Raw genomic sequence first — 18,340 nt, 5'->3', positions numbered from 1 at the left:
ACAAGGTTGCAATGTGTGTATGATCGTCCTTCAAGAAACAGGCGGCATACATACACATAATGAACGAAGACATACTGATTAACATCACCCCGCAGGAGACGCGGGTGGCCCTGATCGTGCAGGGCGCGGTGCAAGAATTGCATATCGAGCGCACACTGACGCGCGGGCTGGCGGGCAACGTCTATTCCGGCAAGGTGGTGCGCGTACTGCCCGGCATGCAGTCAGCCTTCATCGACATCGGCCTGGAACGGGCCGCTTTCCTGCACGTGGCCGACATCTGGGAAGCCCGTCCGCACGACGGCCAGAACGCCGCCCCCACCCCGATTGAAAAAATCCTGTTCGATGGCCAAGTACTGACCGTACAAGTCATCAAAGATCCGATCGGTACCAAAGGGGCCCGCCTGTCGACGCAAATTTCGATTGCGGGCCGCATGCTGGTCTACCTGCCGCAAGATAACCATATCGGCATCTCGCAAAAGATTGAAAAGGAAGCCGAGCGCGAGCAATTGCGCACGCGCCTGCAAAGCCTGCTGCCACCGGAAGAAAAAGGCGGCTACATCGTCCGCACGCAGGCCGAGGACGCCACCGACACCGACCTGGCGGCCGACGTTGAATACCTGCGCAAAACCTGGGGCGCCATCACGCACGGCGCCCGCACGCTGCCGGCCACCAGCCTGCTGCACCAGGACTTGAGCCTGGCCCAGCGCGTGCTGCGCGACTTCGTGCATGACGAGACTGCCAGCATCCAGGTTGATTCCCGCGAAAACTTCATCAACCTGACGGAATTCGGCAAGACCTATACGCCGAGCGTACTGCCGCGCCTGCACCATTACACGGGAGAACGCCCGCTGTTCGACCTGTATGGCGTGGAAGAGGAAATCCTGCGCGCGCTGGGCCGCCGCGTGGACTTGAAATCGGGCGGCTACCTGATCGTCGACCAGACCGAGGCGATGACCACCATCGACGTCAACACCGGCGGCTTTGTCGGCGGACGCAATTTCGCCGATACGATCTTTAAAACCAACCTGGAAGCGGCGCATGCCATCGCGCGCCAGCTGCGCTTGCGCAATCTCGGCGGTATCATCATCCTCGACTTCATCGACATGGAAAACAACGAGCACCGCAACGCGGTGCTGGCCGAGTTGAAGAAGACGTTATCGCGCGACCGCACCAAGGTGTCGGTGTCCGGTTTCTCCGCGCTGGGGCTGGTGGAAATGACGCGCAAGCGCACCCGCGAATCGCTGGCCCATATCCTGTGCGAACCCTGCCCCGCCTGCAGCGGCAAGGGCCAGGTCAAAACCTCGCGCACCATTTGCTATGAAATCCTGCGCGAACTGCTGCGCGAAGCAAAGCAATTCAACCCGCGCGAATTCCGCATCCTCGCGTCGCAGGAAGTGGTGGATTTGTTCCTGGAAGAAGAATCCCAGCACCTGGCGATGCTGGGCGATTTCATCGGGAAGAAGATTTCACTGCAGGTGGAAAATTCGTATCACCAGGAACAGTACGACGTGATTTTGATGTGATCCTGATGTAGTACCTTCTTCAGCGGGCCGCCGCCAGCCGCCCGCGCCGCAGGAATTGCCACATGGCGCCCGCCACGAACAACACCAGCAACGCCGCATTGGCATTCTGCACCGCCGGCGATTCCGGCGTCAGCTGGCCGAAGGCCGGCACCCGTGTCAGCGTTTCCGTCACGGCCGGCACCCAGTGGAACAGGTACGTCGCGCTCCAGGCCAACATGGCGGCGGTGGGCTTGCCGAAGCGCTGCGCCAGGGCGGCGATTGCCATGGTGGCCAGCGTGATCAGGGCCAGCGCATGGGGCACGCCGAAGCCGCCGTGGTGGAAGATGGCCAGCGCACTGACGCTGGTCACCAGGGTCAACCCCGCATACAGCTTGCCGCTGCCCGAGTCCGGGCGGATCGCGCCATCGCGCAGCAGCGAACGGGCGCCTGCCGTCAGTGCGCCCAGGCCAATGACAGTGTGGAACGCGCCAAACAATGTGATACCGGACATGATGATCTCCTTGGGATAAATGTTTGCAACCGATGCGTTACTATAGGCAGGCATCCCAGGCCCCGCCATCGGATGAATGACCGATCCCGACCTTGCCGCCATGTCCGATACCGTCGCTCACCTCACCGTTCCCCTGTCCACCGCGCTCACCCTGCTGGCCCGCATGGGCGACCTCAGCATGGGGCAGCCGCTCGATCATTCAGAACAAGCCGCCGCCTGCGCCGCATGGCTGGCGCGGGAAGCCGGAGCGGACGTCGCCACCTGTATGCAGACGGCGCTGCTGCGCTGGGTCGGCTGCACAGCCAATGCGGACGATATCGCGGCCCTGATGGAGGACGACGTCAAGGGACGGCGCGCCATGCTGATGCTGCGGCCGGACAAGATGGGACTGCGCCTGCCGCTGGACGAAGCGCAGCAGGCGGGCAAACTGGCCAGCGGTATCCACTGCGAAGTGGCGTCGCTGGTGGCCAGCATGCTGAGCCTGCCGCCGGAAACCGCTGTGGCATTGGGCAGCGTTTTTGAACGGTGGGATGGCGGCGGCTACTCGCGCCTCGGCGGCGGCGCGGCGATCCCGCTGGCCACGCGCGTGGCGGTGCTGGCCAGCGACATGGAAATCCTGTCGCGTGAATATGGCGGGGAACTCGGCATCGCCATGTTGCGCACCCATGGCGCCGGCGTCCATGATCCGGCGCTGCTGGCGCTGCTCGAACGCGGCTGGCGGGCCATCCGGCAACCGCATGAACCAGGGGAACCTCGGGAAGCGCTGCCACGGCCGCCCGGCATGCGCGATCCCGGCGCGCCCGGCGACGGCCGGCCGGAAGCAGAACGTCTGCCCGATGCACAGCGCCCGGTGCCGCTGGCGCTGGTGGCGGACTTGTGCGACTTGAAGCTGCCATGGCTGGCGGGCCATTCCCGCGCCATGGCGCGCAGCGCCGCGCTGGCAGCGCAAGCAATGGACATCGCCCCCGCGCCCGTGGCGCGCGCCGCGCTGCTACAGGGACTGGGACGGGTCGCGATCCCGCAGCGGGTATGGAATGCCGGCGGGACGCTGACGCCGGCGCAATGGGAACAAGTGCGGCTGTATCCCTACCGCACGGCGCGCGGGCTGGGCGCCCTCCCCGGGCTGGCGCAAGAAGCGGAGCTGGCGTCACACATTGGCGAACGCCTCGATGGTTCCGGCTATTACCGGGGAGCGGGCGGCGCGGCCACGCTGGCGGCGCGCATCTTGCCGGCCGCGTCATGCTGGCACGCGTTGCGGGCAACGCGGCCATGGCGCACGGCATTCGACGCCGATGCGGCGGCGGCGCAGTTGCATGCCGATGTGCAGGCCGGACGGCTTGACGGGCAAGTGGTGGCCGCCATGCTGGGCCAGGCGGCGCCGGCCGCGCCTTCGCCTGCGCGCACGGGCAGCCTGCTCAGTCCCCGCGAAACCGACGTGCTGGCCGTGATCGCGCGCGGCATGAGCAACAAGGAAGCGGCGCGGCTGCTGGGCCTGAGCCCGTCGACAGTACGCACCCATATGGAAAACCTGTTCCGCAAACTGGAGTGCAACAGCCGCGCGGCGGCCACCTTGAAAGCCGCCCAACTGGGATTGATTGCACCGATTGATTGACCGAAATGATTGCATAAAGGACAATGCCAGATTCTTGCCGAAAGAATCAACTCCCAAAAAAAAATGCCAGATTCCAAGCACTTTGAAACACGCCCCGAACACCGCGTCAAACGCATCGCCGAGCGTGCCGCCTATGACCATGGCAGCGTCAACGCCATCCTCGATGCCGGCTATTTCTGCCATATCGGCTTTGTTGCCGATGGCAAGCCGGTGGTGATCCCCATGACTTACTGGCGCGACAACGACTACCTGTATTTTCATTCCGCGAATAAAGGCCGCTTTGCCGACGCCTGCGCCAGCAGTGAAATCTGCATCACCGTCACGCATTTCGACGGCCTGGTGCTGGGTCACAGTGCAATGAATCATTCCTACAACTACCGGTCGGTAGTGATGCATGGACGGCCCGAAATAGTCCGCGACCACGACGCCAAAACCGCCGCCATGCGCGCCTTTGTGGAACATGTGATCCCTGGCCGCTGGGAATTGCTGCGCCCAATCAAGGACAACGAAATCAAGGCCATCACCCTGCTACGGCTCAAACTGGACCAGGTCTCGGCCAAGGTGCGCGATGAATGGCCCGACGAAGAAACCGAAGATCCCAACTGGCCGGTGTGGGTTGGCGTGCTGCCGGCCGCCACCGCCTTTGCGCCACCGCTGCCCGACCCCATCCGCAACCACCAGCCCGCGCCGGACCACGTGCAGCGGCACCGCGGCCGTGACCAGCATCAGCCACGCTATCTGGCCGGCCATCCCTCAATCCAGCAATCCGGCAGTTAGCCCGGATGCCGCGCCGCGCGGTGTGACGGCGCCTAGATATGGAAACCGACGCACGGCAAGCCTGGCGCATCATCGGCCTGGCCGTGCGCGCAGACCCGGTTGCGGCCCCGTGACTTGGCCGCATACAGCGCCTTGTCCGCCATCTCCACCAGCATGGCGGATGTCTCTTCGCCACGGCGCGGCGTCATCGCGGCCACGCCGGCGCTGATGGTCAGCATGCCGTGCGGGCTGCCGGCGTGGGGAAACAGCATGTCCGCCACGGCGCGCCGCACGCGCTCCCCGACCGCCATCGCCCCGTCCAGGTCGGTATTCGGCAGCAGGATGCCGATTTCCTCGCCGCCGTAGCGGGCCGCCAGGTCGCCGGGCCGTTTCGGCGTCACCATGCGGATGGTCTTGCTGACGGCGCGCAGGCAGTCATCGCCTGCCGCGTGACCATACAGGTCGTTGTACTGCTTGAAGCAATCGACGTCGATCATGATGAAAGCCAGCGAGGTCCCGGCCCGCACGGCGCGATTGAATTCATTGCCGAGCGTGACGTCGAACTGGCGCCGGTTGGCCAGTCCCGTCAAGCCATCCTGCAGCGCCAGTTTTTCCAGCGTTTCATTGAGGCTGGCCAGCGCATCGCGCGCCTGCAGCAATTCCTTCTCGGCCTGCAGCCGCAACTGGATCTGGCGGATCAGCCGGCGCCCGAACAGCGCCAGCAGGCCGGCCAGCACCAGCACGCCGAACGAATGCAGCAAGGTGTCGCGCCACCACCCTTCCAGCAATTCTTCGCGCGACAGCGCGGCCGAGACAAACAGGGGATAGCGCGTCAGCGTGCGGTAACTGTTGAGCCGCAGTTCGTCATCCTGGGTGGAAGGGAAGTAACCGGTGCCGGTGTCGCCGGAGCGGACATACGCGTGGTACAGCGGGCTGTTGACGATCGAAGTGCCGATGCGCTTGTCGTCGTAGGGACTGCGCAGCACCAGCACGCCGTTGTTGAGAATCAGCCCGACCGCGCCGCGCTGGCCGACATCGAGGCTGTCATAAAAGTCCTTGAAATAATCCAGGTCGATGGTGGCCAGCGCCACCCCGGCAAAGCTGCCATCCTGGTGGTTCAGGCGGCGCGACACCGGCAGGATCCACTTGCCGGTCGAACGGCTGACAACGGGCAGGCCGATGTGCGCGCCCCGGTCGGTATGGTTCAGGTGATAGACGAAATATTCGCGGTCCGCGTTATTCAGGCCCCGGTTCATGGTGGGACGGGAGTTGACCACCCAGCGCCCGGTGGCGTCATAGACGAACAGCCCCTGCAACTGCGCCACCTGGCGCACCTGTTCTTCCATCACCGCATGCATGCGTTGCAGCGCCGGCGGCCCGGTGCCATCCGTTTCAATCCGTTCCACCACATCGGCCAGCGCAATGTCGGCCGCCTTGATGGTGTCGTCCGCGTGCTGCGCCATCGATCGCGCCAGGTTGACCGTGGCGCGTTCCGCCGACACCAGCAGCTCGGTGCGGGCATTCAGGCTGCGCCAGGCATCGATCGCCACCAGCGACAGGCAGACGATGGCCACAAACACGGTGGCCCAGAACGTGACGGGGAGCCGTTTCAGCATAGTCGGGTCAAGGGGGAGGTAGCAAACTTATACCGCATTTCCGCCCCGCTTGCCGATATTTCAGGTGCGCACCGCCAGCATCGGTTGCAAGGTTTGCCACACTTGCTGCGGCGCGATCTTTTGCATGCAGTCCTGGTGCCCCAGCGGACATTCGCGCTGCTTGCACGGGGCACAGGCCAGCCGCAATGAAATCGATGCGGCCAGGTCGGAAAACGGCGGCGCGTGGCCGGGATCGGTCGGTCCGTAAATCGCGATCACGGGCCGGTTCAGCGCCGACGCGATATGCAGCAAGCCGGAATCGTTGCTGACCACCGCGCCGGCATGGGCAATCAGCGCCACCGCCTCGCCCAGCGACGTGGCGCCGGCCAGGTTGAACACGCCGTCCGGCGCCCCGGCCGCCTGCAGCACTTCCTCGCAGGTGTCGCGGTCCTTGGGAGAACCCAGCAAAGCCACCTGCGCTTGCGGCATCGCGGCCAGCACTTCCCGCGCCAGCTGGCCGAAATGGCCGGGCGGCCAGCGCTTGGCGGTGCCGAATTCCGCGCCGGGGGCAAACGCGACCAACGGCCGCGCCGGGTCCAGCCCGGCCTTGGCGCAGGCGGCGTTGATTTGTTCCTGGCTGGCCACCAGGCGCGGACGCGGCACGGCGGCGCGCTGGGCATCCGGCAGCGGCGCCACAGGCGGCAGCGCCAGCGCCGCATAAAACGGCACCATCGGACGCGGCGGCGCGTCGTCATGGTGCATCAGATTGATCAGCCCATAGCGGCTCTCGCCCTTGTAGCCGACCCGGCGTGCAATCCCGGCCAGCCACGGTATCAGCGCAAATTTCAGCGTATTGGGCAAGACATAGGCATCGGCGTAGCCGCGCTGGCGCAGTTCGCGCGCATAGCGCCAGCGTTCCTTCAATTGCAGCGCGCCGTGACGGAAGGGAGTCACCATCACCTCATCGACTTCCGCCATCTGGCGCCACACCGGCGCCACCGGCGGCGGCGCCAGCACGTCGATAGGGCGTTCCGGGTGGGCTGCTTTCAGTAATTGCAACAAAGGTTGCGCCATCACGGCGTCGCCAATCCAGTTGGGAGAAATCACCAGGGTACGCATCATGCCGTCATTTTCCTTTTCGACCGCATTATCGCTGATGACAGTGCGGCAAACAACACACAGTATAATCACGCCACCCAAAGGGCGGCCCGGCGCCGTGACGCCGCCGCACCTCGCCATCTCCACGACATGCCATGACCGCTTCAAATCCCACAGCGCGCGTTAAATCCGAGCGCATTGCCCAAACCTTCCTCCTGCTCGCGCTGGGTTGTGTTGCATTCTCAACATTTTTCACCAACATCTTCGTCGGCTGTTGCTATCTCTTCTTTGCCGCGGCCCTGTTCCAGGACCGCGCTTTGCGCGGCAACCTGTGGTTCGCGCCGTCCCTGTTTGCGTTTGCGCTGCTGGGGTTGTTCATTCTGGGCGCGAGCTGGTCGGTCGGGCCACCGAACGAAATCGCGCAAGGGTTGAGAAAATATTCCAAGTTGCTGATCCTGCCGATCGCCATTGCCCTTGGCTGGCGCGATGCCACGCTGTCGAAACGCGCCTTACCCGCCTATATGCTGGGGGCCGCATGGCTGGCGCTGTCCTGTTACCTGGTATGGTTCCACCTGATGCCCACCAGCAGGCTTGACTGGTGGCGCGTCGGCGATGCAAAGGATGCGTTCGCGTACAAAAACCACATTACCGTGGGCATCATGCTGGGCTTTGCCACGCTGATTTGCCTGCTCAAGGCCAGCTACGCGGACCAGGCGCGCACGCGCCTGGCCGCGCTGGCGGGCGCCACGCTGTTCGCCTTTCCAATCCTGTTCCTGACCCAGGGGCGCACCGGCTACGTCGTCCTGTTCATCGGTCTCGTCACGTTGCTGCTGGTGCGCGTGGGCGCCCACCGGGTGCGTCTGGCCGGCGGCGTCCTGGGCATTGCCGTGCTGTTTGTCAGCCTGTATTTTGCCTCGGCCAATTTCAAATCCCGCACCGATCAATTGATTTCTGACGTCCAGGGTTATGCCAATGCGGATGCGCGCTCGCCAAACGGCATGCGCCTGAGCTTCTTCCAGGTCGGCGCCAGCGCCATCGCCGAACACCCGTGGGCCGGCAACGGCACCGGCTCCTTCGCGGAACTCTATGCGCCGACGGCCCGCGCCATCTGGCCGGCCGACTCCCCGCACCACAATGTGCGCATCCATCCCCACAGTGAATTCCTCGGCGTGGCGGTGCAACTCGGCCTGCTTGGCTTCATGGTCTATCTCGGCCTGCTGGCGAGCCTCGGCCGGGTGGCGCTCGGCCCGCGTTCTTTCGAGGCGGACAGCATGCTGCTGCTATGGGTCATTTACGTATCGACGTCGCTCTATAACAGCATGTTATGGGACCCGGCCGAAGCCTACTGGTTCCTGCTGCTGGCCGGATGCCTGTACTCGGGCAACCTGCGCCGGTTGGGCATGCGGCAGCCGGCCGGGGCGCTGCGCGCCGCGTAATCGGCCGGAGCGTAATCAGCCGGGGCCTTATTCGCCCAGCATGGAAATCCGCACCAGATCGGCCACGTTGCCGACGCCCAGCTTGCTCATCAGGCGCGCCTTGTGCACTTCCACCGTGCGCACGCTGATGCCCAGTTCCGGGGCGATTTCCCGGTTATGGCGGCCCAGCACCACCAGCCGCATCACTTCGCGCTCGCGCGGTGTCAATTCCCGCAGCAAGTTGCGGCCATCTTCACGCTGCTGCAATTCTTCGCGCTGGCGCCGCTCGCACGAAAACGCTTCTTCGATGGCCGCCACCAGCTTGGCGTCATCGAACGGCTTTTCCAGGAAATCAATCGCGTTGGCCTTGAACGCGGCGCGGGCAGTGGACACGTCGCCATGGCCGGTCACGATCACCACCGGAATCCGGTTGCCGATGTCAGCCAGCCTTTTTTGCACTTCCAGCCCGTCCATGCCGCCCATGCGGATATCGATCAGCAGGCAGCCGGCCCACTCGGGCTGCCAGGCCTGCAGCAGTGCTTCACCGCTGGAAAACACCGCGGTGCGGTAGCCGCGTACGCCCAGCAGCAACCCCAGCGCATCGCGCACCGATGGGTCGTCGTCCACGATAAAAACAGTTAATGCCATTGCCACGCTTTTCTCCCCTAATCCCCCGGCAGTTACTCCGCCTCGAGGGCTGGCAGTATAAATCGGAATATACCGTAGTCGGCAACTTCCGCCCACAATTCGCCGCCATGGGCTTCCACGATGGCGCGGCTCAGCACCAGCCCCAGACCCAGTCCGCTGGCCTTGGACGACACAAACGGCTCGAACAGCCGGGACGCCAGCGCGGCGGACACCCCGGTGCCGCTGTCTTCCACCGTGATCCGCAATCGCCCGTCGGCCATGGCCTGCGCCGACACCGTGATGCGGCGCAGGCCGGCCGGTTGCGCCGCCACTGAATCGAGCCCATTGGCAACCAGATTGCGCAGCACCAGCTCGAGCTGGATACGGTCGGCCAGCACCACCTTGTCGGGCGCCGGCGCGACCGACAATTCCACACCCTGCTCGCGGCACTGGCTGTTGAATTGCAGCGACACGCACGACAGCAAGGCGGCCGCCCGCACCGGTTCCAGCCGCAAGGCGCCGGTGCGGAAAAAATCCCGCAGGCGGCGCACCACTTCCGTGGCCCGGTGCGATTCGGCCAACATGCGCTGGATCGCCCCCTTCAACAAATCCCCGGTCTCGCCCCGGTCCAGCAAGTGCTCACAGGCCTTGCCATAGGCCGTCAGCGCCGTGATCGGCTGATTCAATTCATGCGCCAGCGCGGCCGCCATTTCACCGGCAGCGGCGAGGCGCAGCGTGTGTTTCAATTCATCGGCCGCCTGTTTGCGCTCATCGACCACGATGCCGATGAAAAACCCCACCAGCGCCAGCACCGCGTCAAGCATCTGCAACTCCGCCACTTCGAGATCGACCGCGTTGTTCCATTTGACCAGGGTCACGATCGCCAGCTGCACCGTAAACACGATCGCGGCGGCGCCATACACGCCCTGGCGCGCGGCCGCCCAGATCACGGGCAGGAACACGAAATAGAAATGCTTGAATTCGGAACTGGCGATATAGCCGAACACGGCCCACAGCACCACGCACGCCAGCGCCAGGCAGCCCACGCTTTCCCAGCGCCACACGGCTTCCCGCAACCGTTCGCGGCTGTCCGCGCTGGCCAGCATCCACAGCAGCGGCATCGATACCACAACGCCCACCGCATCGCCAATGGCAAAGCGCCACACCGCCAGCGCCCACTGCCCGGCCGGGATTTGCCCGGACATCGACAGCACGCAGATATACGCCACGCTGTTGAGCAGGATGCCGGCCGCCACCACGGACAGCCACAAGGTGAAGCGGCTGCGGGTGTCGATGATGCCCCGGATCGTGAAATTACGCCGCAAGCCCTCGCCCAGCACGCCATAGCCCAGGGTCAGCGCCGCCGCCCCCAGCACAGTAAACAACGGCCCGGCCGACATGCCCCGCACCAGGACCTCGCCCGCCAGCAAGGCAATGAACCAGGGCAGCGCCGCGCGGCGCCCGAAACGCAGCCAGTACACCAGTCCCAGCGCGGTATCGGGATTCCACGGCGTGATGTTCAAGCCGTACAGCGGATCGATGTAAGTCGCCCAGTCCAGCAACAGGTAAAGCGCGGGGAACCAATACAGATGGGTGCGCGACAGGGTTGGGATCATAGGTGTTTCACGTAAGCCGTTCCGCGAATTGTGCCGATACACAATTCCTATCCATAATATTGCTGATTGTAACGCATTGTTTCCTAGCCAAATCTTCGCCAGGCCCTCATTCCCTCTTCCGGAAACTTTTCATCATGCACCAGATTACCCTCCGTGCCGGCCTGGAACGGAAATCGTTTGCTTCGCGCACCTGCGCGGCAATCAAATTGCACGCCCGTGCGCTGGCCTCCCCGTGGCTGACCCAAGGCTGGCTGGACGTGCTGAACTCCCATCCGGCGCTGGCCACCCTCGCGGACTTGCAGCCGCGCCTGCTCCATAAAATTTACCGCCCCTACCTCAGCAGCCGCCTCAACCGCCGTGAACGGCTGGCCGCGCTGGCGTCCCATTACCGTTTCATCGTGCAGCACGGCCTGGCGGCGCTGACGGCGCAAGCCATCGCTGGCGGCGTCGAACTGGCCGCCTTCAGCGGCAAGTCGGGCGCGCAGTACACCGTCATGCTGCATGCGATCGTGCCGATGGAGCGCGAAGGCGAACTGGTGTTGCAGTTGCGCTGTAACAACGCCCTGGTGCAATCCGTGGCCTTTTCTTTCCTGCTCGACGGCGTGCACGCCAGTGTCGGCATCGGTTGCCTGCAAGGCCCGCAATGCGGCGCCGGGCTGGAACTGGCCCGCGCCGCCACCCGCGACTTGTATGGCTTGCGTCCGAAAAACCTGCTGGTGCGCCTGGTGCATCAATTGGGCTTCGCTTACGGTTGCTGCCAAATGTTAATGGTTGGCAATGATAACCGTCCCGTGCGCAAACAGTTGCGTAAAGGCAGGGTTCATGCCGACTATGACGCGTTCTGGCGGGAAATGGGCGCGCTCCAGCGCGGCGATGGCGATTATGCGCTGCGTTGCCTGCCGCTTCAGCAGCCCGACCTGGAACAGATCCCGTCAAAAAAACGGGCGGAAGCGCGCCGCCGCCATGATTTACTGTGCGGCGTCGTGACCATGGTGCTGGACAGCATGGCGCGGCCGCGCACGGCCGTGGCCACCGTGGCGCCCGTGCTGGTGGCCGCAGCCAACAACGCCGAACTGGCAGCCGCCTGAGCCCGCCATCGGTCCGCTGGCAAAAACATGACATAAACGCCATTGCGACCCGATGCGGGGTAGAATTCCCGTGCAAGCCTTGTTTAATCCCACAGGAGGAAACGCAATGCGCCTTGATATCTACCAACGAGCCGAGCACGATGGCATTCTGTCCTATCTGGCGGTGCCGGAAGGAAAACCGATCCCCCAGGAAGCGATCAACACAGACTGGCAACCGGCCATCCGGGCCCTGGAAGTCGATGATGGCACCACGATCCTCCCCCAGTACCACATTGAACGGCCGATGCAGCAAATCGGCGACAAAGGCTATGCGATTACCGGGCTGAAAGACATGTAAGCCGGACCGGGTGGATGACGCGGCGCGAATGTCCCCTGCCGCTCACCCCACCCACGGCGTGTAATCGAAACCGTTGGTGATACTGCCATTCACCAGCAGCTTGTTTTCGTCGCCTTCGCTGAAGAACGCCAGCACTTCGTTGCGCGTGGCGCCCCCGCTGTTCATGACACCCACCCAGTAATCAAGTCCGGCCTGCTCCGGCGCGCGGTGCAGCACGTTGTTGTACAGCTTGGTGACATACGCCAGGTTGGTGGGATTGGCGCCATACAGGTCGGCAAATTCCTTGCTGGCGACAAAGCTGGTCGCCACGTCGCGCTGGCTGATGCCTTTGTCCATCTGGCTGATCCAGTAGCCCAGGCCCGCCAGGTCCGGCGTGCGGTCAAAAGCGGCCTGATAGACGCGATAGGCCTGGCCGCCGACGCCGTCGATATCGAGCCCCACCATCTTGTCGCCAAACTTCAGGCGTTCCACATTGACCAGCTGGTCGGCGCCGCCCGTGCCCACGGTATCGGTGACAGTAAAGCCTGTGCTGGTTTTCGCCACGCTGAAATTGGCGCGGTTGCCGCTGAACACCACGGTATCACTCCCCACACCGCCATCGATGTAGTTGTTGCCGCTGCTGGCCGTCAGTATGTCCGTGCCAATCGTTCCGCTCAGGTTCAGCGAGCTGGCAATCGTCACGGATTTTGCCGCCGACGCCGCCGACGCATTGCCGGCCGCATCGGTGGCCTTGGCGGTGATGCTGTGGCTGCCGTTGGCCAGCAAGGCCGGTGTCAGGGTCCAGGCGCCGCTGCCCGTGGCGGTGGCCGTGCCCAGGCTGGCCGTGCCATCGAAGACTTCGACTTTCGCACCGGCTTCGGTGGTGCCGGAAAACACCGGGCGGTTGGTTGCGGCGCCGTTCGCCACATTCAGGGTGGGCACGGCGGGCGGCGTGGTATCGGTGGACGCAATCGTCACAGATTGCGAGGACGAGGCGACCGAGGTATTGCCCGCCGCATCGGTGGCCTTGGCGGTGATGGTGTGCGCGCCATCGGTCAGCGCGGCCGGCGTCAGGGTCCACGCGCCGCTGCTGTTGGCGGTGGCGGTGCCCAGGCTGACCGTGCCCGCACTCGTCACATCAAAGACTTCGACTTTGGCGGACGCTTCCGTGGTGCCGGAAAACACCGGGCGATTGCTGGCCGCGCCGGCGGCCACGGCCAGGGTCGGCACCACGGGCGGCGTGGCGTCCACTGTCACGGATTTCGAGGTGGAGGCGGCCGACGTGTTGCCGGACGCATCGGTGGCCTTGGCCGTGATGGTGTGCGTGCCGTCGGCCAGGGCAGCCGGCGTCAGGGTCCAGGCGCCACTGCTGTTGGCGGTGGCGGTGCCCAGGCTGACCGTGCCGTCAAACACCTCGACCTTGGCGGACGCTTCGGTGGTGCCGGAAAACACGGGACGGGCGTTCGAGGAGCCGGTGCCGACCGTCAGGGTCGGCACGGTTGGCGGCGTGGTGTCGGCCGTCAGGCTGGACAAGGAAATCGTGCCATCCGTAAAACGCAGCATTTCCATGTTGGTCAGCGTATCGGTGCCTTCCGCCCCGGCCACGGTCCAGGTGCTCGCGCTCACCTGCGTCATGGTATAGGCGCTGCGCGCGCCGTTGTAGTACGCGGTATCGGTGCCGGTTCCGCCATTCAGGATGTCATTGCCGCCGTCGCCTTCCAGGGTATCGTTGGCGCTGGTCCCGGTCAGGGTGTCGATCGCGCTGGTCCCCGCCAGCCAGCGCGCGCCGGTGGTGGAATTGACGCCCAGCGTACCGGCCAGGCCATCGCCGCCATACAGCCACTTCAGGGCGGCGATGTCATATTCCTGGAACACGGATTTGTCACCGCCGGCATGGGTGTAGGACATCAGCGTGTAATTCGTGGTGTCGACGGCGGTCGGCAAGTTCGGGCTGTCGTCAAACGGGTGCTTCAGGCCCAGCATGTGGCCCAGTTCGTGCAGCAGGGTTTCATAGCCTTGCCCGCCCGCCGTCAGGTCCGCGTTGTCGCTGCCCCACTCGACGTTGTCCATATAGACATAGGCACTGGCCTCGTATTCCGTCACAACATTGTTCTGGTTATACGAATAACTGAAGCTGGAACTGCACAGGCCGGCCACCTGGGCGCCGTCGATATTGGCATTGGCAAAATGCACCTGCGCCAGCGATGTGTTGGTGGTTTCCGTGAACGTGATGCCCGTCAGTTGCGCAATGTACGCCATCGCCGCCCGGGTGGCGGTTTGCTGCGAGCTGCTGAATGCCAGCGGCGCTCCGAGGATGTCGGTATTGCCAACTTCATTATTGCCGGCCACCGAAAAGGTGTAATAGACCGTGTTGGTGCCCGGCGTCAGGTAATTCCAGTTGGGGGAAGTACTGAGCAGCGCATCGATATGCGTCTGGCTGGAAGTGGTGATGCTGGTGACTTGGGAAACGGTGGCCATGGCGGGAATCACTGAGGAGTGTCAAGGTCTCCTCAGTATTTCCCTGAGTCATGCCAAAGTCAATCGCAGAAGATTAATACTCGCCGTTAATATTCGATCGCGACTTCACGCGCTCCCAGCACTTGCTCCAATGACAGCTTCAACGCATCGGATGGCGCCACCCGCCAGTCATCCCCCAATTGCAACACACAATCGACACCTTGCGGCTGCACCCGCATCGCCACCGGCAAGCCGTTGGCGTCGCGGTACGGTTCCAGCACTTCGCGCAATTTGCTTGAGGTCACCGTGGTTGGCAGCGAGCAGGCGAACTGGTGGCCGAACTGGCTGCGCGCGGTGATGATGTCATACACCTTTTCCGCGGAAATGCGCAGGCCGCCGGAGAAGCGGTCTTCCGACACCTTGCCGACCACGGCCAGGAATTCGTCATCCTTGAACATGCGCTTGTTTTCATCGAACACTTCGCTGTACACCGTGACTTCCACCACCGCGCTCTTGTCGTCCAGCGTGATGATGTACAACTTGCCACGCTGGGTCATCTGCGGACGAATCCCCGTGATGACACCGCACAGCATGCGCGGTTCGCGCGACGGCTCCAGGTCGGACAGCTTGGTGCGCGCAAAGCGGCGCGCTTCCGGCGCGTACGAATCAAACATGTGGCCGGACAGGTAAAAGCCGAGCGCCGTCTTTTCTTCCGCCAGTTTCTGGCGGTCGGTGAACGGCGTGGCCTTGACGTATTCCGGCGGCGCCACCAGGTCGGAATCATCGCCACCAAACAGGCTGACCTGGTTGGCGGCCTTGGCTTCCTGTTCCGCGCATTCCATGGCGAAGCTGACCGACGCCAGCAAAATCGCGCGATCGATATTCAGGCAGTCAAACGCGCCGCTCTTGATCAGCGCTTCGATGGTGCGGCGGTTGATCTGTTTTTTATCGACGCGCTTGCAGAAGTCGAACAGGCTGACAAACGGGCCGCCCGATTCGCGCGCCGCGATGATCGCTTCGATCGCATTCTGGCCGGCGCCCTTGACGCCGCCCAGGCCATAGCGGATTTGCGTGACTTTCTTGCCGGTGACGGACGGCGGCGGGCCATCCGGACGGAAGCGGTACGACGACTGGTTGACGTCCGGCGGCAAGATGGTCAGCCCGCAAATCTCGATCGAATCCTCGACCAGGATTTTCACCTTTTCCGTATCGTCCATGGCCAGCGACATGTTGGCCGCCATGAACGCGGCAGGATGGTGCGCCTTCAGGTACGCGGTGTGGTACGACAGCAAGGCGTAGGCGGCGGCGTGCGACTTGTTAAAGCCGTAGCCCGCGAACTTTTCCATCAAGTCGAAAATCTCGTCGGCCTTTTGCGTCGTCAAGCCATCCTTGGCGGCGCCGGCACGGAAGATTTCGCGGTGTTCCGCCATCTCTTCCGCTTTCTTTTTACCCATCGCGCGGCGCAGCATGTCCGCGCCGCCCAGCGAGTAGCCGCCGACGATCTGCGCCATCTGCATCACCTGCTCCTGATACACCATGATGCCGTAGGTTTCCGACAAAATGGATTCGGTGCGCGGATCCGGATACTCGAATTTCTCGCCGTGCTTACGCTTGCAGAAGTCCGGGATCAGGTCCATCGGGCCCGGACGGTACAGCGCCACCAGCGCGATAATGTCTTCGAAGCGGTCGGGACGGGCGTCTTTCAGCATGCCCTGCATGCCGCGCGACTCCAGCTGGAACACGGCGACGGTTTTCGCCTTGGTCAGCAATTCGTATGACGGACGGTCGGTCAGCGGCAGCGCCGCCAGATCGAAGTCCTTCATGGCGGGATCGAGGTCCTTGATGTAGGTGACCGCGCGGTCGAGAATCGTCAGCGTGGTCAGGCCCAAAAAGTCGAACTTCACCAGGCCGACGGCTTCGACGTCGTCCTTGTCGTACTGCGACACCACGCCGGTATCGCCGGACTGGGTGTAGAGCGGGCAAAAGTCGGTCAGCTTGCCCGGGGCGATCAGCACGCCGCCGGCGTGCATGCCGATGTTACGGGTGATGCCTTCCACCTGTTGCGCCAGGTCCAGCAACTGGCGCACTTCCTCTTCGTTTTCCTGGCGCTCCTTGAGCATCGGTTCTTCTTCGATCGCATCGGCAATCGAGACCGGCTTGCCCGGCTTGAACGGAATCAGTTTCGACACGCCGTCGCAGAACATGTAGCCGAAGTCCATCACGCGGCCGACGTCGCGGATCGCGCCTTTCGCAGCCATGGTGCCGAAGGTGGCGATCTGCGACACCGCTTCGCGGCCATACAGGTCCTTCACGTGCTGGATCACCAGCTCGCGCTTTTCCTGGCAAAAGTCAATGTCAAAGTCGGGCATCGAAACCCGCTCGGGGTTCAGGAAACGCTCGAACAGCAAGTTGTATTTCAGCGGATCCAGGTCGGTAATTTTGAGGGCATACGCCACCAGCGAACCCGCGCCGGAACCCCGGCCCGGCCCGATCGGCACGCCATTGTTCTTGCCCCACTGGATAAACTCCGCAACGATCAGGAAGTAGCCCGGGAACTTCATGTTGATGATGGTTTCGTTCTCGAACTTCAACCGTGCTTCATAGCGCGGCCGTTCCTTCTCGCGTTTTTCCGGGTCGGGGAACAGTTGCAGCAAGCGCTCTTCCAGGCCCTTTTGCGTCTCGGACCACAGGAAATCATCGATGGTCATGCCCGGCGTCGGGAAGTTCGGCAACTGCGGCTTGCCCAGGGTCAGGGTCAAATTGCAGCGCTTGGCGATTTCCACCGTGTTTTGCAACGCCCCCGGCAGGTCGTGGAACAGTTCGCGCATTTCCGCCTGGGTCAGGAAGCGCATCTGTTCATTGAAGCGTTTCACGCGCTTGGCGTTGGCGATCATTTCGCCTTCTGCGATACAGATGCGGGCTTCGTGCGCGATGTATTCTTCCCGCGACATGAATTGCACCGGGTGCGTGGCCACCACCGGCAAGCCCAGGCGGCCCGCCAGCGCCACCGACTGGCGCACCTGCATTTCCTGGTTGGCCTGGCCCGCGCGCTGGATCTCGATATAGAAATGGCCGGGGAACATGTCCGACCATTTGCGCGCATGGGCTTCGGCCTGCTCGATATTGCCATTCTCGATGGCCTGGCCAATGTCCCCGAAATGCGCACCGGACAGGACGATCAGCGCGTTGCGCGGGTCCACGCCCGGCAGCAGCGGGTATTCTTTGTTGGGCAAATCACGCAGCCACTCGGTGCGGATTTCCGCGCGGCCTTTATAGGTGTTGTTCAGCCACGCTTCCGACAGCAATTCGCACAGCTGCAAATAGCCCATGCGGTTTTTCGCATACAGCATGACGCGGTGTGGCTTGTCGCGGTTGTCATCGTTGGTGATCCAGGCATCCACCCCGACCAGCGGCTTGACGCCCTTGCCGCGCGCCGCCTTGTAGAAGCGCACCATGCAAAACAGGTTGGCCAGGTCGGTAATGGCCAGCGCGCCCTGCTTGTCCTTGGCGGCCGCCTTGACGACATCGTCGATCCGCACCAGGCCATCGACAATCGAATATTCCGAGTGCACCCGCAGGTGGACGAAGTCCGGACCTGGCGGGGGCGCCACGACGACATCCATACGGTTTTCCTGCTCGACTGCCATGTTCATGTGCGACTCGCTCTTCGATAAAACTTCAACAAAATAGTCCGCTATTTTAACGCCTGCCGCCCTCGCCCAGCCATTTGCCCGGAAAAGCCGTTCC

General features: G+C 63.5%; 13 protein-coding genes. 6 read left to right on the top strand and 7 right to left on the bottom strand.

Annotated features, from left to right (window positions below; genetic code table 11):
* Positions 1-59 precede the first annotated feature (59 nt).
* Complete coding sequence (gene rng / locus AC1RRC_RS18835; RefSeq protein WP_493057057.1) at positions 60-1,523, top strand: ribonuclease G; 1,464 nt, start codon at positions 60-62, stop codon at positions 1,521-1,523.
* A gap of 19 nt (positions 1,524-1,542) precedes the next feature.
* On the opposite strand, the gene AC1RRC_RS18830 is transcribed toward rng, so the two are convergent.
* Entirely contained in the window at positions 1,543-2,013 is a 471-nt protein-coding gene (locus AC1RRC_RS18830) for a hypothetical protein (protein WP_493057056.1), read from the bottom strand.
* A 76-nt stretch (positions 2,014-2,089) separates the two neighbouring features.
* Between AC1RRC_RS18830 and AC1RRC_RS18825 the strand changes: the two genes are divergently transcribed.
* Complete coding sequence (locus tag AC1RRC_RS18825; RefSeq protein WP_493057055.1) at positions 2,090-3,625, top strand: helix-turn-helix transcriptional regulator; 1,536 nt, start codon at positions 2,090-2,092, stop codon at positions 3,623-3,625.
* 63 nt (positions 3,626-3,688) lie between these two features.
* Positions 3,689-4,402, top strand: a complete 714-nt coding sequence (locus tag AC1RRC_RS18820; RefSeq protein WP_493057054.1) for a pyridoxamine 5'-phosphate oxidase family protein — start codon at positions 3,689-3,691, stop codon at positions 4,400-4,402.
* A gap of 32 nt (positions 4,403-4,434) precedes the next feature.
* Here AC1RRC_RS18820 and AC1RRC_RS18815 read toward each other — a convergent pair whose 3' ends face one another.
* Entirely contained in the window at positions 4,435-5,997 is a 1,563-nt protein-coding gene (locus tag AC1RRC_RS18815) for a GGDEF domain-containing protein (RefSeq protein WP_493057053.1), read from the bottom strand.
* A 60-nt stretch (positions 5,998-6,057) separates the two neighbouring features.
* Positions 6,058-7,098 (bottom strand): lipopolysaccharide heptosyltransferase II, encoded by a 1,041-nt coding sequence (gene waaF / locus AC1RRC_RS18810; protein ID WP_493057052.1) that lies wholly within the window; start codon positions 7,096-7,098, stop codon positions 6,058-6,060.
* Between the two features lie 131 nt (positions 7,099-7,229).
* Between waaF and AC1RRC_RS18805 the strand changes: the two genes are divergently transcribed.
* On the top strand, positions 7,230-8,510 hold the full coding sequence (locus tag AC1RRC_RS18805; RefSeq protein WP_493057051.1) for an O-antigen ligase family protein: 1,281 nt from the start codon (positions 7,230-7,232) through the stop codon (positions 8,508-8,510).
* Between the two features lie 27 nt (positions 8,511-8,537).
* On the opposite strand, the gene AC1RRC_RS18800 is transcribed toward AC1RRC_RS18805, so the two are convergent.
* Positions 8,538-9,137, bottom strand: a complete 600-nt coding sequence (locus AC1RRC_RS18800; RefSeq protein ID WP_493057050.1) for a response regulator transcription factor — start codon at positions 9,135-9,137, stop codon at positions 8,538-8,540.
* A gap of 32 nt (positions 9,138-9,169) precedes the next feature.
* Positions 9,170-10,732 (bottom strand): sensor histidine kinase, encoded by a 1,563-nt coding sequence (locus AC1RRC_RS18795; RefSeq protein WP_493057049.1) that lies wholly within the window; start codon positions 10,730-10,732, stop codon positions 9,170-9,172.
* 134 nt (positions 10,733-10,866) lie between these two features.
* Between AC1RRC_RS18795 and AC1RRC_RS18790 the strand changes: the two genes are divergently transcribed.
* Both AC1RRC_RS18790 and AC1RRC_RS18785 read left to right on the top strand, forming a co-directional pair.
* Complete coding sequence (locus AC1RRC_RS18790; protein ID WP_493057048.1) at positions 10,867-11,820, top strand: DUF535 family protein; 954 nt, start codon at positions 10,867-10,869, stop codon at positions 11,818-11,820.
* Positions 11,821-11,926: 106 nt separating this feature from the next.
* Positions 11,927-12,157: a DUF6139 family protein gene (locus AC1RRC_RS18785; protein ID WP_493057047.1), complete on the top strand. Its 231-nt coding sequence runs from the start codon at positions 11,927-11,929 to the stop codon at positions 12,155-12,157.
* A 42-nt stretch (positions 12,158-12,199) separates the two neighbouring features.
* On the opposite strand, the gene AC1RRC_RS18780 is transcribed toward AC1RRC_RS18785, so the two are convergent.
* A complete protein-coding gene (locus AC1RRC_RS18780) occupies positions 12,200-14,614 on the bottom strand; it encodes an Ig-like domain-containing protein (protein WP_493057046.1) in 2,415 nt (804 codons plus the stop codon).
* Positions 14,615-14,700: 86 nt separating this feature from the next.
* A complete protein-coding gene (gene dnaE, locus AC1RRC_RS18775) occupies positions 14,701-18,246 on the bottom strand; it encodes a DNA polymerase III subunit alpha (protein WP_493057045.1) in 3,546 nt (1,181 codons plus the stop codon).
* Positions 18,247-18,340 lie beyond the last annotated feature (94 nt).

It is taken from the genome of Pseudoduganella sp. GW821-FHT12E03 (assembly GCF_058807115.1).
Note: the sequence above shows the minus strand (reverse complement) of the source record. Positions and strands in the feature narration are given on the sequence as shown.